The 26,275-nt window shown below is 60.6% G+C and carries 27 protein-coding genes; 5 read left to right on the forward strand and 22 right to left on the reverse strand.

The annotated features are described in order from the left end of the window. Positions 1–1,032, forward strand: a complete 1,032-nt coding sequence (gene flk / locus KOL70_RS08930) for a flagella biosynthesis regulator Flk (protein WP_215480528.1) — start codon at positions 1–3, stop codon at positions 1,030–1,032. A 14-nt stretch (positions 1,033–1,046) separates the two neighbouring features. Here flk and KOL70_RS08935 read toward each other — a convergent pair whose 3' ends face one another. Then, entirely contained in the window at positions 1,047–1,490 is a 444-nt protein-coding gene (locus tag KOL70_RS08935; RefSeq protein WP_215480529.1) for a rhodanese-like domain-containing protein, read from the reverse strand. Positions 1,491–1,576: 86 nt separating this feature from the next. On the opposite strand from KOL70_RS08935, the gene KOL70_RS08940 reads away from it, so the two are divergent. Next, a complete protein-coding gene (locus tag KOL70_RS08940) occupies positions 1,577–2,995 on the forward strand; it encodes a PLP-dependent aminotransferase family protein (protein ID WP_215480530.1) in 1,419 nt (472 codons plus the stop codon). A 62-nt stretch (positions 2,996–3,057) separates the two neighbouring features. Here the strand turns inward: KOL70_RS08940 and fabB are convergent, their stop codons facing one another. After that, complete coding sequence (gene fabB / locus KOL70_RS08945; protein ID WP_021509164.1) at positions 3,058–4,278, reverse strand: beta-ketoacyl-ACP synthase I; 1,221 nt, start codon at positions 4,276–4,278, stop codon at positions 3,058–3,060. Between the two features lie 155 nt (positions 4,279–4,433). On the opposite strand from fabB, the gene mnmC reads away from it, so the two are divergent. Further along, positions 4,434–6,446 (forward strand): bifunctional tRNA (5-methylaminomethyl-2-thiouridine)(34)-methyltransferase MnmD/FAD-dependent 5-carboxymethylaminomethyl-2-thiouridine(34) oxidoreductase MnmC, encoded by a 2,013-nt coding sequence (gene mnmC, locus KOL70_RS08950; RefSeq protein WP_215480531.1) that lies wholly within the window; start codon positions 4,434–4,436, stop codon positions 6,444–6,446. 29 nt (positions 6,447–6,475) lie between these two features. On the opposite strand, the gene KOL70_RS08955 is transcribed toward mnmC, so the two are convergent. From KOL70_RS08955 to prmB, 6 genes are all read right to left on the reverse strand, one after another. Continuing rightward, positions 6,476–6,757 (reverse strand): YfcL family protein, encoded by a 282-nt coding sequence (locus tag KOL70_RS08955; RefSeq protein ID WP_010617478.1) that lies wholly within the window; start codon positions 6,755–6,757, stop codon positions 6,476–6,478. 33 nt (positions 6,758–6,790) lie between these two features. Next, on the reverse strand, positions 6,791–7,336 hold the full coding sequence (locus KOL70_RS08960) for an elongation factor P hydroxylase (protein ID WP_021509161.1): 546 nt from the start codon (positions 7,334–7,336) through the stop codon (positions 6,791–6,793). A 66-nt stretch (positions 7,337–7,402) separates the two neighbouring features. After that, on the reverse strand, positions 7,403–8,200 hold the full coding sequence (locus KOL70_RS08965) for a sulfite exporter TauE/SafE family protein (protein ID WP_058758411.1): 798 nt from the start codon (positions 8,198–8,200) through the stop codon (positions 7,403–7,405). Positions 8,201–8,209: 9 nt separating this feature from the next. Next, the gene (gene mepA / locus KOL70_RS08970) at positions 8,210–9,037 is read right to left on the reverse strand and encodes a penicillin-insensitive murein endopeptidase (protein ID WP_216864052.1); all 828 of its coding nucleotides are present in this window, start codon (positions 9,035–9,037) and stop codon (positions 8,210–8,212) included. 5 nt (positions 9,038–9,042) lie between these two features. Then, on the reverse strand, positions 9,043–10,128 hold the full coding sequence (aroC, locus tag KOL70_RS08975; RefSeq protein ID WP_058758410.1) for a chorismate synthase: 1,086 nt from the start codon (positions 10,126–10,128) through the stop codon (positions 9,043–9,045). A 46-nt stretch (positions 10,129–10,174) separates the two neighbouring features. Continuing rightward, on the reverse strand, positions 10,175–11,107 hold the full coding sequence (gene prmB, locus KOL70_RS08980) for a 50S ribosomal protein L3 N(5)-glutamine methyltransferase (protein WP_021509157.1): 933 nt from the start codon (positions 11,105–11,107) through the stop codon (positions 10,175–10,177). Positions 11,108–11,260: 153 nt separating this feature from the next. Here prmB and smrB point away from each other — a divergent pair, with 153 nt between their 5' ends. Beyond that, positions 11,261–11,809, forward strand: coding sequence for an endonuclease SmrB (gene smrB / locus KOL70_RS08985; RefSeq protein WP_021509156.1), 549 nt, complete (start codon positions 11,261–11,263; stop codon positions 11,807–11,809). Between the two features lie 289 nt (positions 11,810–12,098). Here the strand turns inward: smrB and sixA are convergent, their stop codons facing one another. From sixA to KOL70_RS09005, 4 genes are all read right to left on the reverse strand, one after another. Then, positions 12,099–12,581 carry a phosphohistidine phosphatase SixA gene (sixA, locus tag KOL70_RS08990; protein WP_021509155.1) on the reverse strand — a complete coding sequence of 161 codons (483 nt, stop codon included), beginning with the start codon at positions 12,579–12,581 and terminating at the stop codon, positions 12,099–12,101. 195 nt (positions 12,582–12,776) lie between these two features. Then, positions 12,777–14,906 carry a fatty acid oxidation complex subunit alpha FadJ gene (gene fadJ / locus KOL70_RS08995; protein WP_215480532.1) on the reverse strand — a complete coding sequence of 710 codons (2,130 nt, stop codon included), beginning with the start codon at positions 14,904–14,906 and terminating at the stop codon, positions 12,777–12,779. Further along, entirely contained in the window at positions 14,906–16,216 is a 1,311-nt protein-coding gene (gene fadI / locus KOL70_RS09000) for an acetyl-CoA C-acyltransferase FadI (RefSeq protein WP_058769880.1), read from the reverse strand. The genes fadJ and fadI overlap by 1 nt, the downstream gene beginning before the upstream one ends. A 168-nt stretch (positions 16,217–16,384) precedes the next feature. After that, complete coding sequence (locus KOL70_RS09005) at positions 16,385–16,681, reverse strand: YfcZ/YiiS family protein (protein WP_021509152.1); 297 nt, start codon at positions 16,679–16,681, stop codon at positions 16,385–16,387. A 358-nt stretch (positions 16,682–17,039) separates the two neighbouring features. Between KOL70_RS09005 and fadL the strand changes: the two genes are divergently transcribed. Next, complete coding sequence (gene fadL, locus KOL70_RS09010) at positions 17,040–18,323, forward strand: long-chain fatty acid transporter FadL (protein WP_021509151.1); 1,284 nt, start codon at positions 17,040–17,042, stop codon at positions 18,321–18,323. A gap of 71 nt (positions 18,324–18,394) precedes the next feature. Here the strand turns inward: fadL and mlaA are convergent, their stop codons facing one another. The 10 genes from mlaA to ccmA are packed head-to-tail and all read right to left on the reverse strand — an operon-like array spanning position 18,395 to position 26,154. Then, complete coding sequence (mlaA, locus tag KOL70_RS09015; RefSeq protein ID WP_215480533.1) at positions 18,395–19,162, reverse strand: phospholipid-binding lipoprotein MlaA; 768 nt, start codon at positions 19,160–19,162, stop codon at positions 18,395–18,397. A gap of 35 nt (positions 19,163–19,197) precedes the next feature. Beyond that, positions 19,198–20,409 carry a c-type cytochrome biogenesis protein CcmI gene (gene ccmI / locus KOL70_RS09020; RefSeq protein WP_058769878.1) on the reverse strand — a complete coding sequence of 404 codons (1,212 nt, stop codon included), beginning with the start codon at positions 20,407–20,409 and terminating at the stop codon, positions 19,198–19,200. Beyond that, a complete protein-coding gene (locus KOL70_RS09025) occupies positions 20,409–20,864 on the reverse strand; it encodes a cytochrome c-type biogenesis protein (RefSeq protein WP_215480534.1) in 456 nt (151 codons plus the stop codon). Before KOL70_RS09025 ends, ccmI begins: the two co-directional genes overlap by 1 nt. Beyond that, complete coding sequence (locus KOL70_RS09030) at positions 20,861–21,418, reverse strand: DsbE family thiol:disulfide interchange protein (RefSeq protein ID WP_021509147.1); 558 nt, start codon at positions 21,416–21,418, stop codon at positions 20,861–20,863. The genes KOL70_RS09025 and KOL70_RS09030 overlap by 4 nt, the downstream gene beginning before the upstream one ends. Then, positions 21,415–23,373 carry a heme lyase CcmF/NrfE family subunit gene (locus tag KOL70_RS09035; RefSeq protein ID WP_215480535.1) on the reverse strand — a complete coding sequence of 653 codons (1,959 nt, stop codon included), beginning with the start codon at positions 23,371–23,373 and terminating at the stop codon, positions 21,415–21,417. The genes KOL70_RS09030 and KOL70_RS09035 overlap by 4 nt, the downstream gene beginning before the upstream one ends. Next, positions 23,370–23,855, reverse strand: a complete 486-nt coding sequence (gene ccmE, locus KOL70_RS09040; protein ID WP_021509145.1) for a cytochrome c maturation protein CcmE — start codon at positions 23,853–23,855, stop codon at positions 23,370–23,372. Before ccmE ends, KOL70_RS09035 begins: the two co-directional genes overlap by 4 nt. Next, positions 23,852–24,085 carry a heme exporter protein CcmD gene (gene ccmD, locus KOL70_RS09045; RefSeq protein ID WP_031280028.1) on the reverse strand — a complete coding sequence of 78 codons (234 nt, stop codon included), beginning with the start codon at positions 24,083–24,085 and terminating at the stop codon, positions 23,852–23,854. The genes ccmE and ccmD overlap by 4 nt, the downstream gene beginning before the upstream one ends. After that, positions 24,082–24,822, reverse strand: a complete 741-nt coding sequence (locus tag KOL70_RS09050; protein WP_058782040.1) for a heme ABC transporter permease — start codon at positions 24,820–24,822, stop codon at positions 24,082–24,084. The genes ccmD and KOL70_RS09050 overlap by 4 nt, the downstream gene beginning before the upstream one ends. A 58-nt stretch (positions 24,823–24,880) precedes the next feature. Beyond that, the gene (gene ccmB / locus KOL70_RS09055; protein ID WP_215480959.1) at positions 24,881–25,540 is read right to left on the reverse strand and encodes a heme exporter protein CcmB; all 660 of its coding nucleotides are present in this window, start codon (positions 25,538–25,540) and stop codon (positions 24,881–24,883) included. After that, a complete protein-coding gene (ccmA, locus tag KOL70_RS09060; protein ID WP_058758403.1) occupies positions 25,540–26,154 on the reverse strand; it encodes a cytochrome c biogenesis heme-transporting ATPase CcmA in 615 nt (204 codons plus the stop codon). Before ccmA ends, ccmB begins: the two co-directional genes overlap by 1 nt. Between the last annotated feature and the right edge of the window lie 121 nt (positions 26,155–26,275).

Raw genomic sequence — 26,275 nt, forward strand, 5'->3', positions numbered from 1 at the left:
ATGCAACCTCTCAGCGGTCCCGGTGTGCCCGCGGGCGATCGTTCCTCTGTTAACCCGGCTAACGGCACCGGCCGCCCCGGCGCGGCACTGGGCGATCAGCCGCTCTCCCCGGCCCAGCGCACCACGCTGGAACGCCTGATCGTCCGTATCATGTCACTCAGCACGCTGAAAGCGCCCGAACTGTGGGCTGGCATACGCCACGAAGTAGGCGTGAAAAATGACGCCGAACTGCAGTCGCGCCATTTTCCGGCGGCGGAGCAGCATCTCAACAGCCGTCTGACGCAGGTGCAGAACAGCCACGCCACGCGTCAGCTGTTGCAGCAGCTGCTGGAAAAGCTGCCTCAGGGCAACAATCGCCAGGCGGTAAGCGACTTTATCCGTCAGCAATTTAACCAGACGGTGTTGAGTGCGCTGAGCCAGGATCAGCTGCGTCAGGTGCTGACCATGTTGCAGAACGGCCAGATGGCTATCCCGCAGCCGCAGCAGACGCGCACCACCGATCGCACCCTGCTGCCTGCCGAGCAGCAAGCGCTTAACCAGCAGGTCACGCGCCTTGCCGCCACGACCGGAGAATCGCCGGTAAAAGTGCTGGCCGACACGCTGAAACTGGTCAATCTGAAGAGCGGCGACCCGGTTCCGTCACGCCACTTCCCGCTGCTGACGCAGTTTTTGCAGGTGCGCCAGACGCTGAGCCAGCACAGCGCGCCGACGCTGCAGCTGCTGGAAAGCTCGCTCAAACAGCCGCTGAGCCACGACGAGCAGCGCATGCTGGAGGATTACAGCCTGCAGCGCTTCCAGGCCACGCCGCAGACGTTGCTGACTCCGGCGCAGAGTCAGGATCTGCTGATGCTGCTGTTCAGCCGCCGCGCCGAGCGCAACAGCGAAACGCCGCTGGCCGACAGCGAGCTGCGTCCGCAGCCAATCTGGGCACCGTTTGTCGAAATTCTGCCGCGTCCACTGGCGCAGCGCCCGGCGCTAACGCTGGTGCTCGGCCTGGCGCTGTTCTTCTTTTTGCTCTGGCTGCTGCTGTAGTTAAGCCATCGCTCTCAGCAGCCGCACTCCGCCGCGGGTGCCGCGGCGGGCCACTCGCCTGCCGCCGCGCCCCACGCCATCGGGTGGCCGTCGCGCTTCCAGAAATCCAGCCCGCCAATCAGCTCTTTAACCTGAAACCCCAGCTCAGCCAGCTTTAGCGCCGCTTTGGTCGAACCGTTGCAGCCGATGCCGTCGCAGTAAGTCACATAGACGCGGTGACGATCGAGCTGCGCGGTGCTGGCCGCATCCATCTCGCGATGCGGCAACGACAGCGCGCCGCAGATATGTCCGGCCTGATACGCGTCGCGGCTGCGGGCATCAATCACCACAATCTGCGTGACGCCCTGCGCCAAATCCGCCGCCAGATCCCAGGCATCGGTGTAATAGCTGAGTTTGTGCTGCAAATAAGCCACGCTGTGCTGCGGGCTGGCGGGCGGATAAAACAAAACGGCTGACATGGCATTCTCCTGTTGTGATGTCCCTGCAGTGTACGGCAAAGTGGTCTGCATCCTGATACCACTTTGACCGGAATGATAAGACCATTATGCACCACGCCTTTTTGCCGCTGTTTCGCCATCAGACGCAGGGCGGTTTACGTCAGCGGCTGTGCGCCACGCTGCGCCAGGCCATTGTCAGCGGCCATTTGCGCTTCGGGCAGAAGCTGCCTTCGAGCCGCCAGCTGGCTGCCGATCTGGCGCTGTCACGCGTGACGGTTGAAGCCGCTTACAGCCAGCTGGAGAGCGAAGGCTACGTGCAGCGGCACAGCGGACGCGGCACCTTCGTCGCTATCGCCCTGCCGCCACCGGCGGAAAAGGCGACAGCGCAGCGCGCACCGCGCTTTTCGCAGCGCGGCACGCAGGTGCTGGCGACCGGTGGCTGCCAGGATCCCCCTTTTCCCCTTGCCTTTGCCGCCGGATCACCGGAACTGCGCGCGTTTCCGCACCGCCAGTGGCAGCGGCTGAGCCACAGCGTACAGCGCGCGCTGGGCAGTCAGGTGATGGGCTATGGCGATCCGCTCGGTTATGCGCCGCTGCGCCAGGCGGTGGCGGATTATCTGGCGCTGTCGCGCGGCGTGCGCTGTACGGCTGAGCAGGTCATCATGCTCACCAGTTCACAGCAGGCGCTGCAGCTGCTGGCGCTGATGTTTCTGGATGCAGAGGATGAAGTGTGGCTGGAGGAGCCGGGCTACCGTGGCGCACGGAACGCCTTTCTCGCCGCCGGTGCCCGCTGCCGTGCCATGCCGCTGGACGATCAGGGCGCGCTGCCACTCAGCGGCCGGGCGCAACTGGTGTATCTGACGCCCGGCCACCAGTATCCGACCGGCACACCGATGAGCCTCGCGCGGCGGCTGCAGTGGCTGGCGTGGGCTCGTCAGCACGATAGCTGGCTGATCGAGGATGACTACGACAGTGAATTTCACTATGACGGTCGCCCGGCGCCGGCGCTGCAGGGCATGGAAGCCGATAGCCGGGTTATCAGCCTGGGGACCTTTTCCAAAACCCTGTTTCCATCGCTGCGACTGGCGTGGATGATGGTGCCCGCGGCGCTGGTGACGGCGCTGGGTCGCGCACGCAGCGTACTGGACGGCCATAGCGCCCTGCTGCCGCAGGCGATCACCGCCGAATTTATCCAGCAAGGCTATTTCGCCAGCCACCTGCGGCTGATGCGTCAGCTCTATCATAGCCGGCGCGATCGGCTGCTGGCGCAGCTGGAACAGCATCTGCAGCCGTGGCTGCGGCCGCTGCCGGCAACAGGCGGGTTGCAATTGACGGTTGAGTTATTACAGGGAGATGAGGCGCGGCTCACGCAACAGGCGCAGGCCGACGGTCTGCTGCTGCCGCCGCTGTCACCCCTTTACGCCGGCGCATCGCCACAGCAGGGCTGGATACTCGGCTTTGCGGCGTTGACACCCGGCGAAATTGACCGCGCCTGCGCGAAGCTGGTAAGGCTGCTGGCAACCTGAATCCGTCAGCGACAAAAACAACAAAGGCCGGATTAACCGGCCTTTGAGCATTAGCGTAAGCGTTACGCCTGGTATTTACGCAGGGTCAGCGTGGCGTTGGTGCCACCGAAGCCGAAGCTGTTGGACATCACCGTGGTCAGCGCTTTTTCGGTTGGCTGCGTCACAATGTTCATGCCCTTCGCTGCGTCATCCAGCTGTTCCACGTTAATGCTTGGCGCGATGAAGCTGTGCTCCAGCATCAGCAGGGTGTAAATCGCTTCCTGCACGCCTGCCGCACCCAGCGAGTGACCGGTCATGGCTTTGGTCGCGGAGATGTATGGCGTGTTGTCACCAAACACTTCGCGAATTGCGCCCAGCTCTTTCACGTCGCCGACTGGCGTTGACGTGCCGTGGGTGTTGAGGTAGTCGATTGGCGTATCCAGACCCTGCATCGCCATCTTCATGCAACGCACCGCGCCTTCGCCTGACGGTGCCACCATGTCAGCGCCGTCAGAGGTTGCGCCGTAGCCGACGATCTCGGCGTAGATGTGGGCACCACGCGCCAGCGCATGCTCCAGCTCTTCCACCACCACCATACCGCCGCCACCGGCGATCACGAAACCGTCACGGCTGGCATCGTAAGTACGCGACGCTTTTTCCGGGGTTTCGTTGTATTTCGTCGAGAGCGCGCCCATGGCGTCGAACTCACAGGCCATTTCCCAGCTCAGCTCTTCGCCGCCGCCAGCAAATACCACATCCTGTTTGCCCAGCTGAATCTGCTCTACCGCGTTACCGATGCAGTGTGCCGAGGTGGCGCACGCCGAGCTGATGGAGTAGTTGACGCCGTGGATTTTGAACGGCGTGGCCAGGCAGGCAGAGACGCCGGACGCCATCGCTTTGGTCACTACGTATGGGCCAACGCCTTTCAGGCCGCGCGGGCCACGCATCGCGTCGGCACCGAACACCTGATAACGCGGGGAACCGCCACCGGAACCGGCAATCAGACCGACGCGCGGGTTGTTCTGGTACTGCTCATCCGTCAGGCCGGAATCTTTGATTGCTTCTGCCATCGACAGATAGGCATAGATTGAGGCATCACTCATGAAACGCACGATTTTGCGATCGATGAGCCCGTTAGTGTCCAGTTTGACGTTACCCCATACATGGCTGCGCATGCCGGCATCTTTCATCTCTTCGGAGAAAGTGATTCCGGAACGGCCTTCACGCAGGGAAGCCAGCACTTCCTGCTGGTTATTACCAATACTGGAAACGATACCCAGGCCAGTAATCACTGCACGTTTCATTCAATAGTCCTCATTCCACTTCTTTTGGATTGACGTGCACTCTAGCTTACAGTTGTACGCCGAACAAGTCCGATCAGCCATTTCCTTTTGTAAATTTGCGTCATGTGACGCCACTCGCTAAAATCGCGCCACTGCCTGAAAAATGAGCCTTTCCCGTGAAGTTATCCCCGGTTGAACACGCGCAATTAAACTGGAACGATCAGGGTACACCTGTTTCCCGAGCGTTCGACGACGTCTATTTCTCCAACGACAACGGACTGGAGGAGACGCGCTATGTGTTCCTCGACGGTAACCATCTTCCGCAGCGATTTGCCGCACATCCGCGCGATCTGTTCATCGTTGCCGAGAGCGGTTTTGGCACCGGACTCAACTTTCTTACCCTGTGGCAGGCGTTCGATCGCTTCCGCGCCGCCCATCCGCAAGCCGGCTTGCGCCGCCTGCACTTCATCAGCTGCGAAAAATACCCGCTGACCCACGCCGATCTGGTGAGCGCGCACTCGCACTGGCCGGAACTGGCCCCGTGGGCCGGACAGCTACAGCAGCAGTGGCCGCTGGCCCTGCCCGGCTGTCAGCGCCTGCTGTTCAATGGCGGCGAGGTGACGCTGGATCTGTGGCTGGGTGATATTAACGCGCTGATTGATACTTTTGATGACAGCCTCAACGGCCAGGTTGACGCGTGGTTTTTAGATGGCTTCGCGCCGGCGAAAAACCCGGAGATGTGGACGCCTTCGCTGTTCGCCGCCATGGCGCGGCTGGCGCGGCCCGGCGGCACCTTCGCCACCTTTACTTCGGCGGGCTTTGTGCGGCGGGGCTTACAGCAGGCCGGGTTCAGCGTGGCGAAGCGCAAAGGCTTCGGCCACAAGCGTGAAATGCTGACCGGCTTGCTGGACAGCGCCCCCGGGCAGCTAGCGGCTCAGCCGTGGTATGCGCGTCCGCAGGCAGCCAGCCGCGAGGTGGCGCTGATTGGCGGCGGTGTGGCCAGCGCGGTGCTGGCGCTGGCGCTGCTGCGGCGTGGCTGGCAGGTTACGCTGTACTGCGCCGATGCCGCCCCGGCGCTCGGCGCATCGGGTAATCGTCAGGGCGCGCTCTATCCGCTGCTTAACCAGCACGATCCGGCGCTCGCCACTTTTTTCCCGGCGGCATTCAGCTTTGCCCGTCGCCTGTACGATGCGCTGCCGGTGATGTTCGAACATCAGTGGAGCGGCGTGCTGCAGCTCGGCTGGGATGCCAAAAGCGCGGAGAAGATCGCGCAGATGCTGAGCATGGATCTGCCGCACGAGCTGGCGCACGGCGTCAGCCCGCAGCAGGCGCAACAGCTGGCCGGCGTCGATCTCGACTGCGGCGGTATTTTCTATCCGCAGGGCGGCTGGCTGTCGCCGTCACAGCTCACCAGCAATCTGCTGGAGTATGCCCAGACTCAGGGACTGCGCATGCACTGGCTGCATCGCGTGACGCAACTGGTCCGCCAGCAGGCAGGCTGGACGCTGCAGTTCGCCCAACAGCCTGCGGTAAGCCATCAGCAGGTGGTGCTGGCCAACGGCCATGCGCTGCAGGCGATCGGGCAAAGCCGCGATTTGCCGGTGTATGCGGTGGCCGGTCAGGTCAGCCATGTTCCAACCAACGCGGCGCTGAACCCGCTGCGCACCGTGCTGTGTTACGACGGCTATCTCACCCCGGTCAGCCCGAACTTTGCCACGCACTGCATCGGTGCCAGCTACCATCGCGGTGAAACGGCAACCGCTTTCCGCGCCGACGATCAGCAGGAGAATCGCCAGCGGCTGATTAACTGTCTGCCGCAGGTTAGCTGGCCGACGCAGGTTGACGTCAGCGCTGATGAAGCGCGCAGCGGCGTGCGCTGCGCCACGCGCGATCACCTGCCGATGAGCGGCAGCGTGCCGGATTACGCGGCGACGCTCAGTGAGTATGCGGATTTACCGGCGCAGCGCGCGCGCGGCGAGCAGATTGCGGAAGCGCCGGTGCATCCCGGCCTGTTCGTGCTCGGCGCACTGGGCTCGCGCGGATTGTGCAGCGCGCCGCTGGCAGCAGAAGTGCTGGCGGCGCAAATGAGCGGCGAGCCGCAGCCGCTGGACAGCAGCACGCTGGCGGCGCTGCATCCCAACCGTTACTGGGTGCGCAAATTGCTGAAAGGGAAAAAGGCAGGACGCTAAAGCGCGGGGCGAGCGATCGCCCCGGCCAGTCAGGCAGTGAGGCGCGCCTGGGTAAACAGGTTATCCCACATGCCCACTACCAGCGCCTGGTCGCGCGGCGACAGCTCACCGGCGGCGATGGCGTTTTGCAGGCTGTTGGTGACCTGAATTTGCAGCGCTTCCGGCGTGTGTTCGCCGCTCTGCTCAATTTCCGCTACTGCCAGCGTCAGATGGCCACGCAGATAACCGCTGGCAAACAGTTCGTCGTCGCTGGCGTGTTCGACCATATCGTCAATAAGCGCCAGAATGCGGGACTCGAATTCTACGATCATCTTCTCATCATCCTTCATTTATCGGAGTGCGGCTCACAGATCTTCCGGCCACGGAAACTGTGCCGCCGTCAGTGCAGGCGTACCATAATAGCTGGCTAACGCATCAATAAAGCGCGCCGGACGCGCCGGAATGCCGTGCTGCAGATAATGCATCACCTGCGCATGCACCTTGCGCTGAAACGCGATGCGATCCGGTTCACAATCGCCGTCGAGATTGTCACAGCTGACGTTGAAGGGAAAGCCGGCTGCCACACAGAACAGCCACTCCAGCGCCTGCGGCTTAATCTCCACCGCTTCAAACTGGCCCTGCGTTTGCGCATCGCGCCCGTCCGGGCAGTACCAGTAACCAAAATCCACCAGCTTACGCCGCGCTTCACCGGCAATGCACCAGTGCGAAATTTCGTGCAGCGCGCTGGCGTAAAAGCCATGGGCAAACACCACGCGGTGCCACGGTGAGGTGTCATCCGCTGGAAGATAAATAGGTTCATCATCGCCTTTAATTAGACGCGTCTGAAAATCGTCAGCAAAGCAGCCGTCAAAAATCTCCACCAGCTGCTGATAATGGTGCTCTTTACTCATAATATTTTAATCTTTAAACAAACCGCCGCCATTGTCGCACTGGCGGCCGGTTTTGACGAGTGCGGATTACAGTGCGGCAAACCAGGCGAGAATGACACTGCCGTGGCTGTCCCACAACAGCTTAGCGCTCATGACGGCAGACACCGTCACCACCATCGGGCGAATCAGCTTCTGACCGCGGCTCAGCACCAGCCTGGCGCCGAGGCGTGCGCCAATAAACGCCCCCAGCAGCATAATCACGCCGGTGCCCCACACCACCTTGCCGCCGAACATAAAGAACAGCAGACTGGCGAAGTTAGAGGTGAAATTTAGGATTTTGGCGTGGGCGGTGGCTTTCGCCAGATTGAAGCCGCAAAGCGTGACGAAGGCCAGCGCATAAAATGAGCCGGCACCCGGGCCGAAGAAGCCATCGTAAAAGCCGACGCAGCCGCCGCCCACCAGCGCAAACGCCAGGCCATGCAGGCGCTGCTCGCGATCGGCCTCGCCAAGACGTGGCATCAGCAGGAACCACAGCCCGATGCTGATCAGCAGCAGCGGCAGTATCTGGCGCAGTATCTCAGCCTGAATATGCTGAATCAGCAGCGTTCCGCCTATCGCGCCGAGAAAGGTCATGGCGATATTCAGCCGCTGCTCGCGCAGTTTCACCGCGCCGCGCCGCACAAAATAGAGGCTGGCCGAGAAGGAGCCGCCGACCGATTGCAGCTTGTTGGTCGCCAGCGCCTGCGCCGGCGAAAGACCGGCCGCCAGCAGCGACGGCACGGTCAGCAGACCGCCACCGCCGGCGATGGAATCAATAAAGGCCGCCAGCACCGCGACCAGAAACAGCACGCCAAGTACCACCGGGCTGACAACAAACAGATCCATCTCAGGTTCCTACAATAGATGCTTATCAAGTAACGCCTGGCAGGAAGGCGGCAACGGTGGCGGCGACTTCTTCACCGGCGGCGTAGTGCCTGGCTTCTTCGGCAGGAACCAGCTTTCCAGCTCTGCGCCGCAGCCATCGCCCGGCGGCGGTGGCGCCTGATCTTCACACTCCAGGCTGCCCGGCGGACAGCGCAGGCGCACGTGCATGTGTGCCCGGTGGGCGAACCACGGCCGCACTTTGTTGAGCCACGCACGATCGCTACCGGCATCGGCACAAAGCTGCTTTTTAATCGCCGGATTGACGAAGATGCGCGTGACGTCGTCATCTTTCGCCGCCAGCTTGATCAGGCTGTCGATCTGCGGCTGCCAGTGACGCGCGATCACCTGGCGGTCGTCCGGCCCAACCAGATCGAGCGGCTGCGGCTTCAGCAGCTGCTGTGCCGTCCAGCGGCTCTGCGGCAGCTGCAGCCAGATATCCACGTCGAGGCCGGTCTGATGGCTGGCGTGGCCGCTGCTGAAACGTCCGCCGGCGGCCATGCCCATATCACCAATCAGCACCTGGCCCAGCTGCAGCTGATGCACCTGGGTGCTGAGGCGCTGGATAAAGGCGATCAGGTCCGGGTGGCCGTAATAGCGGCGCTGATCCTGACGCATCACCTGATAGTTGGGCGAGTTGAGCGGCAGCTGCTGCGCCCCGACGATACAGCCGTTGGCAAAACTGCCGATGGACTGCGGGCTGCCGGCAATCGGTTGATGGATTTGCTGCCACGGCGTGGCAGCCAGGCTGGCCGCACTGCACAGCAGCGCGGCAAGGGAGAGAAGCAGGCGGCGTATCATGCGGCTTACCAGCGCGGGACGCTGCTGTTGACGTCAGCGTTCTGCCCACGCTGGCGCAGCAGGTGATCCATCAGCACAATCGCCATCATCGCTTCCGCGATCGGTACCGCGCGGATGCCAACACAGGGATCGTGACGGCCTTTGGTGATCATCTCCACTTCCGCGCCGTCGCGGGTGATGGTGTTGCCCGGCACGGTGATGCTGGAAGTGGGCTTCATCGCCAGGTTGGCGCTGATGGTCTGACCGCTGCTGATCCCGCCGAGAATGCCGCCGGCATGGTTGCTTTGAAAACCGTTGCTGCGGATTTCATCACGGTGCTGACTGCCGCGCTGGTTGATTACCGCGAAACCATCACCGATCTCCACGCCTTTCACCGCGTTAATGCTCATCAGCGCGTGCGCCAGGTCGGCGTCAAGGCGATCGAACACCGGCTCACCGAGGCCCGGCGGCACGTTTTCGGCCATCACCGTGACTTTGGCACCGATGGAGTCGCCCTCTTTTTTCAGCGCGCGCATCAGTTCGTCCAGCGCATCGAGTTGGTCGGCATCGGGGCAGAAAAACGGGTTATCTTCCACGATACTCCAGTCTTTCAGTTCGCAGGCGATGTCGCCAATCTGCGCCAGATAACCGCGCACCACGATGCCGTGCTTCATCTGCAGATACTTTTTAGCAATGGCACCGGCCGCCACGCGCATGGCGGTTTCGCGGGCCGAGGATCGGCCGCCGCCGCGATAGTCGCGCAGGCCATATTTTTGCTCGTAGGTGTAATCCGCATGGCCGGGACGGAACAGATCTTTAATCGCGCTGTAATCCTGCGAACGCTGGTCGGTGTTTTCAATCAGCAGACCGATGGAAGTGCCGGTGGTGACACCTTCAAACACGCCGGACAATATCTTCACCTGATCCGGTTCGCGACGCTGGGTGGTATAGCGCGAAGTGCCGGGACGACGGCGGTCAAGATCGTGCTGAATATCGGCTTCGGTCAGCGGGATGCCGGGCGGCACACCATCAACAATGCAGCCAAGCGCAATACCGTGCGACTCGCCAAAGGTGGTAACGCGAAAAAGTTGTCCGATGCTGTTTCCGGCCATGGGGGTTCCTTGTTGCGATGTTGCGGGCGAGCGCTCGCCCCGATTTTTAGTCTTTATAGAATGAGAAGTGCGACTGCGCTGCGACGATTTGATCGCGCGTCAGCATGAACACGCCGTCACCGCCGTTATCAAACTCCAGCCAGGTAAAAGGCACGTCCGGATACTGCTCCATCATGTGCACCATGCTGTTACCGACTTCGCAAATCAGCACGCCCTGCTCGCTGAGGTAGTCCGGCGCGCAGGCCAGGATGCGGCGCACCAGCTTCAGGCCGTCGCTGCCCGCGGCCAGACCGAGCTCCGGCTCGTGGCGATATTCGTTCGGCAGGTCGTCCATGTCTTCGGCATCGACGTACGGCGGGTTGGTGACGATCAGGTCATATTTAACCTGCGGCAGATTGCGGAACAGATCGGCGCGAATCGGCGTGACGTGATGCAGCAGACCGTGCTCTTCAATATTCTGTTCAGCCACGGCCAGCGCGTCGGTGGAGATATCGACGGCATCCACTTCCGCTTCCGGGAAGGCGTACGCACAGGCGATGGCGATGCAGCCGCTGCCGGTGCACATGTCGAGAATATGGCGCGGCGCACCGTCGATCAGGCCGGCAAAGCGGTTTTCGATCAGCTCGCCAATCGGTGAACGCGGCACCAGCACGCGCTCATCGACGTAGAATTCATGGCCGCAGAACCAGGCTTTGTTGGTGAGATAGGCCACCGGAATGCGCTCGTTAACGCGACGGATCACGCGTTCCACGATGCGGTGACGTTCGCTGGCGGTCAGACGCGCGTGGCGCATGTCTTCCGGAATATCCAGCGGCAGCCACAGCGTCGGCAGCACCAGTTGGACCGCTTCGTCCCAGGGATTGTCCGTGCCGTGGCCGTACCAGATGCCCGCCGCCGAAAAGCGGCTTACTGCCCAGCGCAGCATATCCTGAATGGTGTGCAGTTCGTTCACTGCCTCATCGACGAAAATCTTGTCCACGTAGCCCTCCGCAGGCCATAAAATCAATCGGCCGATAGTGTGCCATGAAGCCGGGCAGAATTCAGCGCAGCGAGGTGAAAAAGCTGACATTTGTTGACGCTTAGCGGTAAGGTAACGGCCAGACACCCGCCATTTCTGATGATTCACTGAGACATGAGTAAAAAGACGCCGCTAAGCCAGGACGACCAGGCGCTGTTCCGCCAGCTAATGAGCGGTACGCGCCAGCTGAAACAGGATACGATCGTGCACAAACCGGCAGTGAAAAGCCGTGAAGTGCCGCTGAAGCGGCTGCTGTCTGAGCAGGCCGATAACAGCCATTATTTCTCCGATGAGTTTCAGCCGCTGCTCTCCAGCGACGGACCAACGCGCTACGTACGCGCCGACGTCAGCCATTACGAGCTGAAAAAATTACGCCGTGGCGATTACACGCCAGAGATTTTTCTCGATCTGCACGGGTTAACCCAGCTCCAGGCGAAACAGGAACTCGGCGCGCTGATTGCCGCCTGCCGCCGCGAGCATATTTTCTGTGCCAGCGTGATGACCGGCCACGGCAAGCACATTCTCAAGCAGCAAACCCCGCTGTGGCTGGCACAGCATCCGCACGTGATGGCGTTTCACCAGGCACCCAAACTGTTTGGCGGCGACGCCGCGCTGCTGGTGTTGATTGAAGTCGAAGAGTGGCAGCCGCCGGAATTACCCTGACCGGCAAAGGGACAGCGAGTGGGAAATAAAGTGATCTCTATTATTCCCCAAAATAATTCAGGTTGCAGCAAGGCGGCAAGGGAATGAATCCCCGGGAGCTTATGCGAAGAAGTGCCTGGGATGAAATGACTTAGCCAACGCAGTTGCGGTTTGAGCGCACATCATTCCCCAAAATAATTCAGGTTGCAGCAAGGCGGCAAGGAAATGAATCCCCAGGAGCTTACATCAGTAAGTGACTGGGGTGAAATGACGCAGCCAACGCAGCTGCGGCCTGAAGTATGAAGGGGAATTACATGGCTTTGGCTAATTTGGCCGGACTCACCTGCCACGCCAGCTTGCCTTCACAGGCGTCGGCATCAAACTCCACGCAGGCAATGGCGGAGGTGGCGAACATCGGTGGCGCTTCCTGCGGGCAGAGTTCGGAAACCAGATAGCCGACCAGCGGCAGATGCGAAATCACCAGCACCGCGTGCGCACCCTGCACTGCCAGCGCCTGTAAATGGCAGGCGACCATGCCCGGATCGCCGCCTGGCGTCAGTTCTGGCAGCACTTCCTGCCCTTCAGGCAGTTTCAGCGCTTCACGTACCGTGGCGAGCGTTTGCCCGGCGCGCAGATAAGGGCTGACCAGCACCTTATCGATTCCCGGCGTCTGACCATTCAGCCAGCTCGCCATCTGACGTGATTCGTCGCAGCCACACAGGGTGAGAGGACGAACCGCATCACTCGCTGCTTCCAGAGCTGCGTCGCCGTGACGCATGATAAAAACTTGCATAAAGCACCGCTGTTGTTTGTCGATATCGCCGGGTACCACAGCACCAGACGCTTCATTCTGCGAATGAACGCTGTGTTTTACCCCAATGGCTTGAGTATAGTCAACCGGTTGTTTATTAAATAAGCACATCTCAGAATGGTGCCGCGCCAGGCACTGCGCGGCCCCGATTCTAACCCGCTGAATCCGTGCGGCTATTCATGAATGTGCAGAAGTGTAAAAATTCGTTTTCCCTTCTGACATTGCCACTAACGCGTCACAGGGCGTAAAACGCTCGCCATATTGCTGCATTAATGTACGTAATGTATTGACGATCTCGCCCGCACCACGCTGGTCAATATAGCGGAACGGCCCGCCGAGAAACGGCGGAAACCCGATGCCAAACACTGCCGCGATGTCGCCGTCGCGGGCGCTGCGGATCACCGCTTCGTCGAGACAACGTACCGCCTCGTTAAGCATCAGCATCACACAGCGCGTGGCGATCTGCTGCTCGCTCTGTTTCGCCTGGGGTTTTAACTGCAGCAGGCGGTACAGACTGGCATCGGCCTGACGTTTGCGCGGCCAGCGCGTGCGCTGATAATCATAAAAACCTTTCTGGTTTTTGCGCCCTTTGCGATCGTCGGCCAGGATAGCGCTCACCGCCTGCGGCGCGCTGAAGCGTGAACCGTAGGCCTGTTCGAGAATCGGGCTGATTTTGCTGCCGACATCAATACCGACTTCATCCAGCAGCTGCAGCGGGCCGACCGGGAAACCAAATTTCACCAGTGCGCTATCAATGTGTTCAATGGGCTCGCCCTCCAGCAGACAGCGCATGGCTTCATTTATATAGGGCGCGAGAATGCGGTTAACATAAAAGCCGGGACGGTCGGCGACCACCACGGCGGTTTTGCCCTGACGACGCGCCAGATCCACCGTGGTTGCCAGCGTCTGTGCTGAAGTGCCGCTATGCGGAATCACCTCGACCAGCGGCATCTTGTCTACCGGGCTGAAGAAGTGCAGGCCGATAACATTCTCCGGGCGCTGCGCGCCGGCGGCGATCTGCGCAATCGGCAGCGAGGAGGTGTTAGACGCAAAGATAGTGTGCGGCTGACAGTGTTCTTCAATCTCGGCCACCATTTGCTGCTTCAGCGCCAGATCCTCAAACACCGCTTCGATCACCAGATCGCGCTGGCGGAAGCCCTGATAATCGGTGCCGCCGCTGATGCGCGCCATCTGCTGCTGGCGTTCCGCCGGCTTGAGCTGGCGCCGTTTTACCTTTTTGCTCAGCAAATCCCAGCTGTACTGCAGCGCGTGGTTAACGCCGTTAAGGTTGATATCGCGGATTCGCACCGGCAGACCGGCTTTCAGCGCGGTGACGCTGGCAATCCCACCGCCCATCAGCCCGCCGCCCAGCACGCCAATCTGCTGCAGCGGGCGCGGCGGCGCATCCGCCATCGGCTCTTTCTTCAGGGCGGTGGACGCAAAAAACAGGCTGCGCAGTGCGGCCGACTGCGCGGTCATCGCCAGCTCGCCAAACGCACGCGCTTCCGCGGCGTGACCGGCGGCGCTGCCCTGCTCCAGCCCGATGCGCACCACCTGCAAAATGCGGTCGGTGGCCGGATAGTTACCGTGGGTTTTACCATCGGTCTGGCGTTTGGCCAGCGTAAACAGCAGCGGACGCGCCAGCGGCCCCTGCAGCAGGCGATCGCGGCGCGACAGGCTGCGTGCGGCGTGCTTTCCTTTATGTACACGTGCCACGGCGGTTGCCAGCAGAATCGCCTGCGGTACGGCATCATCCACCAGGCCAAGCTTTAGCGCCTGCTTAGCGCGCAGCTGTTTGCCGCTGAGGATCAGCGGCAGCGCCTGCTGCACACCTATCAGACGCGGCAACCGCTGGGTGCCGCCGGAACCGGGCAGCAGGCCGAGCTGCACCTCCGGCAGGCCGAGACGGGTTTTCTCATCCAGCGAGCAGATGCGCGCATCGCAGGCCAGCGCCAGCTCCAGCCCGCCGCCAAGACAGGCTCCGTGAATGGCGGCGACCACCGGGAACGGCAGCGCGGCGATCTCCGCCATTACTTCCTGTCCCTGCCGCGCCAGCGCTTCAGCCTGCTGCGCCGTTTCACAACTGGCGATCATGCTGATGTCCGCACCGGCGACGAAGTTGTCGCGTTTGCCCGAAATCAGCACGATGCCCGCCAGCTGCGCATCGCTGCGCGCCTCCGCCAGCACCGCGCGGATTTGCGACACAAACTCCGCTTTCAGGGTGTTCATCTTTTCGCCCGGCACATCAATGGTGATCACCGCAACGTGATCCGGACGCATCTGTAAATGGAATGCAGATTCGCTCATTATTCGGCCTCCAGAACCATCGCGCTGCCCAATCCGCCAGCGGCACAGGCGGTTACCAGCCCTAAGCCACCGCCGCGCCGCCGTAATTCATGCAGCGTCTGGGTGATCATGCGCGCGCCGGTGGCGGCGAACGGATGGCCGTAGGCGATGGATCCGCCCAGCACGTTGAAACGCGTCTCGTCGACTTCGCCCAGCGCGCGATCGCGCTTCAGCACCTCGCGCGCAAAACGTTCATCGTTAAATAGTTTGAGGTTAGCCAGCGTCTGCGCGGCAAAGGCTTCATGCATGTCGATCAGCGTCAGATCGCCCAGGGTAATGCCGGCGCGATCCAGCGCCAGCGGTGATGCATAAGCCGGTCCGAGCAACATGTCCTGCCAGACATCAATCGCGGCAAACGCATAGCTGCGCAGGTAACCGAGCGGTGTAATGCCCAGCTCACGCGCGCGCCCTTCGCGCATCAGAATCAGCGCCGCCGCGCCATCGGTCAGCGGCGTGCTGTTGGCCGCGGTGACCGAGCCGTGGCGACGGTCAAACGCCGGACGCAGCTTTGCATAATCCGCCGCACTGGCGTTAAAGCGAATGTTGTTGTCCTGCTCAATCGGTGCTTTCCACGGCGGCACAAATGCCGGCATCACTTCCTGCGCCAGCACGCCGGATTGCCAGGCCTGGGCCGCACGCTGGTGCGAGCGCAGCGCCAGCGCGTCCTGCTGCTCACGCGTAATACCGTGCGTTTTGGCCATCTGCTCGGCGGTGTCGCCCATGCGTAAACCGGTGGAGTATTCCGCCACTGCCGGCGGCACCGGCAACAGATCGCGTGGGCGCAGGCGGCGTAAGATGTGTAATTTTTTGCTCAGGGTGCGGGCTTTGTTGAGATCAACCAGCGCGCGCGCCAGCGTTTTGCTGACGCCAATCGGCAGCACCGAGGAGGAGTCAGCGCCACCGGCAATACCTGCATCAATGGTCCCGGCCATCAGGCTTTCCGCCACGTTGGCCACCGCCTGAAAACTGGTGGCGCAGGCGCGGCTCACGCTGTAGGCATCGGTGTGCACGCTCAGTCCGCTGCTTAGCACGATTTCACGCGCGATATTGGGGGCTTCCGGCATCTGCACCACCTGGCCGAACACCAGCTGATCGATCACCTCCACCGGCAATTCGCTGCGCGCCATTAATTCGCTGACCACCATGCGCCCCAGCTCCAGCGCCGGAATGCCATGAAAGTCGCTTGCCTGGCGGGCAAACGGGGTGCGTAATCCGTGGGTAATGGCGATACGTTCGCCCTGACGCGTCAGCAGCGGCTGCGCTTTGCTCATTGCACTCACCTGTAATTTACGACCTGAGCATCATTGCCCAACAGGTCTGACCTGATCATCAGTGTTAACCAGGTGTTGCTAAGTCGCCAATAACAGAAGAAAAAAAGTGCGAGGAGTAACACGAAAAAGAGGCAACGCTGCCGAAAAAGCGGGTCGGCAGCGGCGGGATTAGCGTAAGCCGAGCTGGAAAATCAGGGTTTCGGCCTGGCAGGCAAAGGTGAAATCGACGTCCAGGCGCACGCCGTCTGCTTCGTCGGTAAAGCGCGAATGAATCTCGCACGGATCGGACTCGACCTGGCGCGCTTTGGCGCTCAGCTCGGCCAGCATTGCTTCAGCCGCCTGACGGTCAGCAAACACGCCTGACCAGCTGGCGCTGCAATCGGTATTGTCCATCACGGTGCCCACGTCAACGCAGCAGCAGGCTGCCGTTTCGTTCGCACTACAGTTTCTAATGGCATCAGTCATGTTTTTCTCCTGACGATAAATCAACACTATCGGATCATTTTCTGCTGCAAAGTGTACGCCGGATGCTACGTCGCGGCTATCTTCCGCCCGCTAAGTGACGAATATCACACTAAAATTTGATCCAAAACAAATTTGACTCGCTATGCTGGAGCAGAACCGCAAGGATTTTGTTAAGCAGATCTGATTTTATCGATCAAAGCAGAAATATTTTAAAAACAATATTGCAACAAATACACAGGTCGGACCTATACTCGTCGCACTGGTCTGATATGTGTCTGTATCGTCAGTCCCTACAATCCGCCGTCCTTTGTTACGCGACGTAACTACGTTTAATAATAATTTAGATGAGGTTGTGGTCATGAACCATAAGAACCTGTTTGCAAAGTCAGCTGTGGCAGCTGCAGTGGCGCTCGTCTCTTCTCACGTCTACGCCGCAGGCTTTCAACTTAACGAATTCTCAGCAATCGGCCTGGGCCGCGCCTATTCCGGTGAAGGCGCCATGGGTGATACCGCCGCCTCTGCCAGCCGTAACCCAGCCACCATGGCCCTGATGGACCGCCCTTCTTTCTCTATCGGTGCCGTCTATATCGACCCGGAAGTGGATATCAGCGGTAACAGCCCGACCGGCAACAGCCTCAACGCCAGCAATATTGCGCCAAACCAGTGGATCCCGAACATCCATTATGTGCATCCGATTAACGATCAGTGGTGGATTGGCGCCTCGGCCACCTCGAACTACGGTCTGGCCACCGAATTTAATAACGGCTACACCGCGGGCGGCTTCGGTGGCAAAACCGATCTGATGACCGGCAACTTCAACCTCAGCACCGCTTATCGTTTAAATGATAACTTCAGCTTCGGCGTCGGCTTTGACGCGGTGTACGCCAAAGCGAAAATTGAGCGCTACGCCGGTGAAGCCGGTGCCCGCGCCGGTCTGCCGGCCGATACCCAGGTCGCGCACCTGAAAGGTGACGAATGGGGCTACGGCTGGAACGCCGGTATCCTGTATGAAGTGGATAAAAACAACCGCTTCGGCTTCACCTATCGTTCCAAAGTGAAGATCGATTTCGACGGCGACTATAAGAGCAATATCCCGCGCGCCTTCAACGGCACGCCGCAGGCGATTGCGCTGGGTCTGCCGTATGGTACCAGCGGCGCCACTATTCCAGGTTCGCTGACGCTGAACCTGCCGGAAATGTGGGAAGTGTCCGGCTGGCATAAAGTGGCGCCACAGTGGGCGGTGCACTACAGCCTCGCCTATACCAGCTGGAGCCAGTTCCAGGAGCTGAAAGCCACCGGCAGCAACGGCCAGACGCTGTTCTATAAAGATGAAGGCTACCGTGATGCATATCGCATCGCGTTAGGTACCACTTACAACTACGACGATAACTGGACGTTCCGTACCGGTATCGCGTTTGATGACAGCCCGGTGCCGGCGGATAAACGCTCTATCTCGATTCCGGATCAGGATCGCCTGTGGCTGAGCGCCGGTGCGTCTTACGCCTTCACGCCGGATGCGTCGGTTGATGTCGGGGTTTCCTATATGCACGGTCAGCACGTGACGGTGAAAGAAGGTCCTTATACCTTTAATTCCGAAGGTAAGGCCTGGCTGTACGGCGCTAACTTTAACTACAAGTTCTGATAATCAGTGCAGCGGCCCATGCGGGTCGCCAGCTGAAAACAAAACGGCGACCTGTTGGTCGCCGTTGTCATTTATTGAGAGTCGATATCTTTTAAATCGTCCTGAATCGCGCTGGCGTTCGGGTTCTCCTCCGGCTTCAGCTTGCCGCCGCTGGCGAGGAAATCGTTACGCTGGAAATAGGTGTTGCGGATAAAGGCGTACGGATCCTGCTGCTGTCTGAGCAGGCCGTCGGAATCAAGCAGCTGCGCGCGCGTTTCCACCCCTTCCAGCGTCCATTTACCGATCGACATCGGCCAGGTAAGCCAGCTCAGTACCGGATAAAGCGTATCGACGTAGTCGCCGCCATCCTGACGCACGGTAAAGCTGCCGTAACCTGGCAGCACCACGTACGGACCGTAGCCAACACCATAACGGCCCAGCGTGCTGCCAAAGTGGTGCGGTACTTCACGCGCCAGCTGGGGATTGGCTTTGCCGGCGACGTCGATGAAACCGCCGAGTCCGAGCACGGTATTCAGGAAGAAACGGGTAAAGTGAATGCCCGCCTGACGCGGCTCGCCGACCAGAATCGAGTTCACCATGCTGGCCGGTTCATCAAGGTTACCGAGGAAGTTGCTCAGCCCGGTACGAGCCGGCACCGGCACGTAATCACGCCAGGCAACCGCCACCGGGCGCACCACATAGGGATCCAGCACGTTGTAGTTGAAGTTAAACATCGTGCGGTTGAACCCTTCGAGCGGATCGCTGCGCTGCGCAGGCGTCGTCTCGTCGGCCGGTTTGGAACTGGCACATCCCACCAGCAGTAAACTGGCCAGCGCCAGGCCGGTCAGGCGATTATTCATTCTTCTCTCCCTGTGCAGATAAAAGGTGTATCGCTTCAGGGCTGCTGCTGATTGACCTCAACAGCCATCGGCTGGTGACCATCCCAGGGGGTGACCGCGCTTAAACCAAACCAGTCGCCGGACTGCGGATTAGCACTACCATCGCGCGAAATGCGCACCCTGACCTGCACCTGATGCTGCGCCGAAAGCAGGCGATCCGGCATCATGGCGTTGCTGTCATCCAGCGTAAGCGATAGCGGGAAGTGGCTGAGCGGTAAACGCTTTACAGCCACAGGCACCGGTGAAACACCGTCAGACACAGAAATATACAACACTCCGCCCGGCGGTAACATTTTTTCTGCCTCTGGCGTTAAGCTCACCGTCAATGCCAGCTGGCTATTTTGCTGTCCCGCGTCGGTTTTCGCTTGTTCAATGCTGCGCTCTATCATGGTAATGCGTCGATCGCCGGCCGGCAGCAGCTTCAGCATCACCTGCCAAGCGCCAATCGCTTCGCCATACTGCTGCTGCTCAAAGGCATTGAACGCCAGCAGACTGAGGGTGCGCACGTTGCTGTGGTCGCGCTTCAGCAGGTCTTTCAGCAGCATATTGGCCTGGCGGTTATCCTGCGGATCGCTGGAGCGCGTCAGCACTTCGGCATAATCCTGCTGCAGTTCAAGGTTGTCCGGCGCCAGCTGCAAAGCGTGCTCAAAGGCCTGGCTGGCATCGGTGGCATTGTTCAGCACCATGCCGAGGCGGCCCAGCATCGCCCAGTCATTGAGGTTTTGCGGATCGTTTTGTAGCGAGGTGCGCAGGCCGAGCTGTAGACGCGCCAGCTCTTCCATGGTCAGCGGCTGCGCATTGGGATCCATCACCCGCGCGCGCAGCGCCGGGTACTCCTGCTGCACGCTCTGCCAGCCCGCCAGCTGGGCGAGGCCACCGGTTTTCAGATAAACGCCCACCGACACCAGCACCAGCACGATCACGCCCGGCAGCAGTACCCAGCGGCTGCTGTGATGCGCGCGTGCCGCCGCGTCGCCCGGCACGTCGGTCAGCAGCGTTTGCTGCAGTTCGCGCACCATCTCCGGACGTTCACTGACCACGCCCTCGGCTTCATCATGCTCCAGCTCGCGCAGGCGCTGCTGATAAAAATCGGTGTTCAGGCGATCGCGATCGCCGCTGCTGGCCTGACGCTGCCGCCAGCCGGCACCGACAAACAGCGCCGTCGCCGCCGCCAGTAAAATAATCAGGGTAATCCAGAATCCAGTCATTACGGCTTCCCGTCACGCTTCAGAATCGCCGCAAGGCGCTGTTGTTCATCGTCATCCAGCTCGCTGCGCGCGTTGCCGCGTCGGCTGCGCAGAATAATAATCAGCCCGCCGAGCACCACAAACAGCGCCGGCCCAACCCACAGAATCAGCGTCGACGGCGTCACCGGCGGTTCATAAGTGACGAAGTTGCCATAACGCGCCACCATGTAATCAACGATCTGCTGGCGGCTCTGGCCCTGCTTCATCAGCTCATACACTTTTAGCCGCATGTCGGCGGCAATCATCGCGTTGGAGTCGGCAATACTGTTGTTCTGGCACTTCGGGCAGCGCAGCGATGCGGTGAGCTCGCGATACTGCTCCTCCTGCTGGACCGAATCGAACTGATAAGTATCGATCGCGGCCCACAGGCTGGTGCTCAGCAGCAGACCCGCGAGCAACATAAGCAGCTGTTTCATACGCCGGCCTCCTTGCTGTATTTCTGCCACAGCGGCTTCAGCTCTTCATTCCACACCCGGTCGTTCATGTCGCCGGCGTGGCGGTAACGGATAATGCCGTGGCCGTCGATCAGGAAGGTCTCCGGCGCGCCGTAGACGCCGAGATCCAGACCGAGCATGCCGTCGCCGTCATACAGGCTCAGCGCATACGGATTGCCGAGCGTGTTAAGCCAGGTGACGGCTTTGCTGCGGTCGTCTTTGTAGTTGAGGCCAACCACGCGGATGCCCTGCTCCGCCAGTGTGTTGAGATATTGATGTTCGGCGCGGCAGGTCGGGCACCAGGTGGCCCAGACATTCAGCAGCAACGGTTTGCCATCGGTCAGCACCTGCTGGTTATAGATTTTACCCGGCTGATCCAGCGCTTCGAGTTTAAACACCGGCACCGGTTTACCGATCAGCGCCGATTCGAGGCGCGTAGGATCGTCACCGCTGGCGTTGCGCGTCAGCTGCCACAGCAGCGCTGCCGCCAGCAGCAGAAACAGGACTAAAGGAATAAACAGGATCTTTTTATTCATGCCAGTTCCTCGCGCTGTGCTTTTTTGCGCGAGCGATAGCGCGGATCGAGCAGGCACAGCAGGCCGCCCACCGCCATAAACACGCCGCCGAACCAGATCCAGCGCACAAAGGGTTTGTAATAAATACGCACCGCCCAGGAACCGTCATCCAACTCTTCGCCCAGCGCCGCGTAGAGATCGCGCGTGAAGCCGCCGCTGATCGCCGCTTCCGTCATCATGGTGCGCGCTGCGGTATAGAAGCGCTTCTCTGCATGCAGCACCGCTTCTGGCTTACCGTTGCGTGTGACATCGATAATCGCCACGCCGCCGCTGTAGTTGGGGCCCTGCAGATTGTGCACGTCACGGAAAATAAAGTGATAGTTGTGGATATCCACGCTGTCGCCGGCCTTCATGCGCACGTCACGCTCAACGCTGTATTGGGTGCTGAAGGCAATGCCCACCACCGTCACCGCCACGCCAAGATGGCCCAGCACCATGCCCCAATGGCTGCGCGACAGATGGCGCAATCCCGCCAGGAAACGGTGCCGATGGGTAGCGCGTTCGTGCAGCTCCATCAGCGTCAGCAGGATCACCCAGATGGCCATCAGCAGCCCAATCACCGTCATCGCTTCGATGCGATCCTGCAACAGCCACGGCAGCACGATCGACAGGATCAGCGTCACCAGCAGACCGACGCCGAGCCGCTTCCACAGCTTTTGCGGCTCATCGCGGCGCCAGCGCACCAGCGGCCCGATGCCGAGCATCAGCGCGAACGGTGCCATCAGCCAGGTGAACATGGTATTGAAGAACGGCTCGCCAACCGAAATGCTGCCCAGCCCGAGCTGTTTATGCACCAGCGGCAGCAGCGTACCGAGCAGCACCACCAGCATTGCGGCAATCAGCAGCACGTTGTTGCCGAGCAGAAAGGATTCGCGCGACCAGGCTTCGCTCTGCACGCGGCTGCGCACCTGGCCCCCTTTCAGAGCGTACAGCAGCAGCGAACTGCCGATGACAATCACCAGGAAGGCGAGGATAAACATACCGCGCGCCGGATCGGAGGCGAACGAGTGCACCGACACCAGCACGCCGGAGCGCACCAGGAAGGTGCCCAGCAGGCTTAATGAGAACGCGGTAATCGCCAGCAGCACCGTCCATGACTTAAAGCTGCCGCGTTTTTCTGTCACCGCCAGTGAGTGCATCAGCGCAGTACCGGCCAGCCATGGCATAAAGGACGCGTTTTCGACCGGATCCCAGAACCACCAGCCGCCCCAGCCGAGTTCGTAATACGCCCACGCGGAACCGAGCACGATACCAATAGTCAGAAATACCCATGCCGCAGTGGTCCACGGACGTGACCAGCGCGCCCAGGCGGTATCCAGCCGGCCTGCCATCAGCGACGCAATGGCAAAGGCAAACGCCACCGAGAAGCCAACATAGCCCATATAGAGCAGCGGCGGATGGAAGATCAGCCCGATATCCTGCAGCATCGGGTTGAGGTCGCGCCCATCAATCGGGAAGTTCGGCAGCGTGCGGGTAAACGGATTCGAGGTGAGGATGATGAACAACAGGAAGCCGAGGTTGATCATCCCCATCACCGCCAGCACGCGCGCCAGCGCATCCTGCGGCATGCCGCGGCTGAAAATCGCCACCGCTAATGTCCAGGTGCTGAGCAGCAGTACCCATAGCAGCAGCGATCCTTCATGCGCGCCCCAGGTGGCGGCGATGCGGTAATACACCGGCAGCAGCGAATTGGAGTTGGTGGCAACGTAGCCGACGGTAAAATCGTTGACCACAAACGCGTGCACCAGCACGAGGAACGCGGCGGCGATGCACAGGAACATGCCCCAGGTGAGCGGACGCGCCAGCGCCATCAGCCGGCCATCCTGACGCGCTGCGGCCCACAGCGGATAAATACTCAATAACAGCGCTAAGCCCAGCGCCAGACACAGCAGAAAGCTGCCAATTTCCGGCATCATGATTGCGTACCCGCCTGCTGATAGGCCGCTGCCGGTCCGTTATGATTCTTCTTCATTGCGTCCTGAATTTCCGGCGGCGTGTACTTCTCATCGTGCTTCGCCAGCACCTCTTTGGCGTTGACCAGATTGCCGTCTTCCAGCACGCCCTGCGCCACCACGCCCTGCCCTTCACGGAACAGATCCGGCAGAATGCCTTCGTAGCTGACGCTGACCACGCCGTTGGCATCATACAGTTTGAACGACACCGCCAGCGTTTTCGGATCGCGTTTGACGCTACCGGGCATCACCATGCCGCCGACGCGCAGGCGCTGTCCGGCCTCCGGCTTCTGGTGATCCTCACCTTTGCCGTACAGAATTTCACTCGGGGTGTAGAACAGGTCGATGTTGGAACGCAGCGCGTACATCACCAGCGACGTGGCAAGGCCTAAGCCCACCAGCACCGCCACCACCACATACAGGCGGTTACGACGACGGATATTCACACGGACTCTCCTGCTGCTTCACTGGCAGCTTGTTTAGCTTTTGCCGCGCGGATGCGGCGCTCGCGGGACTGACGCTGGCGAATCTCTGCCAGCAGGCGGCGACGGAACAACACGGTGTGCAGCACCAGACCGATCAGCGGAATCAGCGTAAAACACACGGCCAGCCAGACGTAAAAGGCATAGCCGCCCATAGCGAAAAACTCGCTCCACGATGAGAAGGCAGGCGTCATGCTTTGCGTCCTCCCTGCGCCACGTCAATCGCCCACGGGCGGTGACGCTCGGTAAACAGAATCAGATTGCGCAGACGCATCAGGGTGAGCGCACCAAACACCAGCAGATAGCCGAGAATCGACCAGCGCAGCGGCGTGCGCATGCTGGGATCGATCGCCTGTTGCAGAATGCCCGACGAGCCCTGATGCAGCGTGTTCCACCACTGCACGGAGAAGTGAATAATCGGCAGGTTAACCACGCCGACCAGAATCAGGATGCCGGCCGCGCGTCCGGCGGTGCGGCGATCGTCGAAAGAGTGATAGAGCGCAATCACGCCCATATAGAGGAACAGCAGCACCAGTTCAGAAGTCAGACGCGCATCCCAAATCCACCAGGTGCCCCACATCGGCTTGCCCCACGCCGAGCCGGTCACCAGTGCGATAAAGGTAAACACCGCACCAACTGGCGCCATCGCGGCAGCCGCCAGATCGGCCATTTTCATCTGCCACACCAGGCCGATGAAGGCGGCGATGGCCATCGAGGCATAGACGCCCATCGACCACATCGCCGCCGGCACGTGAATGTACATGATGCGGAAGCTGTTGCCCTGCTGATAATCCGCCGGCGCAAAGCCGAATCCCCAAATCCAGCCGAGCAGCAACGCACCGACGCCCAGGATTGCGAACCAGGGAATCAAGCGACCGCATAGCTGGTAAAGCCGCTCAGGCTTTGCCCACTGGTGTAACCATTTCCACATTGACATTGCTCACACTAAACAAGAATTCGGATGGCGACCTCTCTGCCGGAGGCCCGCCTTAATGCAGACTGATGCGCAGCGCGGCAGCGGTCGCAAACGGCGACAGCGTGGCGCTGACCGCCAGCATGGCGCCGAGGATCGCCAGATAACCGCCGATCGGTAACCCCTGACCGGCCGCATCAATCGCCGCGCTGGCAAAAATCAGTACCGGTATCGACAGCGGCAACACCAGTAAACTCAGCAATACGCCGCCGCGCCGCAGCCCGACGGTCAGGCCGGTGCCAATCGCACCGAGAAAACTCAGGGTTGGCGTGCCGATTAGCAGCGTCAGCGCCATTGCCCGCCAGCCAGCAAAATCCAGCGACAGCAGCAACGCCGCCAGCGGTGAGAGTAAAATCAGCGGCAGCCCGGTAATCAGCCAGTGCGCAATCACTTTGCCCAGCACGGTGATTGGCAGCGGCGTCGGCAGCAACAGCAGCTGCTCCAGCGATCCATCAAGAAAGTCGTCGCGAAACAGCCGCTCCAGCGCCAGCAGCGATGCCAGCAGCGCGGCTACCCAGGCGACGCCAGGCGCGATGCGCGCCAGCTGCTGCGGCTCAGGGCCAATGCCTAACGGGAACAGCGTAATCACAATCAGAAAAAACCACAGCGGATTAACCACTTCCGAGCCGCTGCGAAAGGCAATCTTTAACTCACGCTGAATAACCCGGCCAAGCATCACGCCCACTCCGATGTAAGACGAATTTTGCGCACGCGCGCCTGGCTGTCCGGCAGGTCCTGATGGGTCGTCAGAATCACCACGCCACCGTTATCGGCATGATCGGCAAAGCGCGCCATTAATTTTTCCACGCCGTGTTTGTCGATGGCGGTCAGCGGCTCATCCAGAATCCACACCGGAGCCGGGCTGAGCCACAGTCGCGCCAGCGCCACGCGCCGCTGCTGCCCGGCAGAAAGCTGTGCCACCGGCACCTCTTCATAACCCAGCAGATTGACCTGCTCCAGCGCGTCATACAGCGTGTCTTCGCTGCGATCGCCGTGCCAGAAATGCAGATTCTCCCGCGGCGACAGCACCGATTTCACGCCCGGATGATGGCCGAGATACAACAGGTTTTGCTGCCATATTTCGCGCTGCCGGCGAATCGACTGCTGTTGCCAGCGTACTTCGCCCTGCTCTGGCCGGCTTAACCCGGCCAGCAGTCGCAACAGTGAAGTTTTGCCTGCGCCGTTAGGCCCTTCGATTTGCACCACATCGCCCGCCTGCACCTGAAAACTCAGTCCGTGGAACAGGGTTCGCTCATCGCGAACGCAGGCGAGATTAATCACTTCGAGCATAGAAGGGAGATTCATAGCAATAAATGAGGCGGGAATAATACCACACTCAAACCAGGGGCCGAAGTCTGTGCGCAAGCTCCCCCTTCCCCCAAATGGGGTATTCATGCGCATCAGATCAAGA

The organism is Pantoea sp. B270 (assembly GCF_018726825.1).
Classification (GTDB): Bacteria; Pseudomonadota; Gammaproteobacteria; order Enterobacterales; family Enterobacteriaceae; genus Pantoea; species Pantoea dispersa.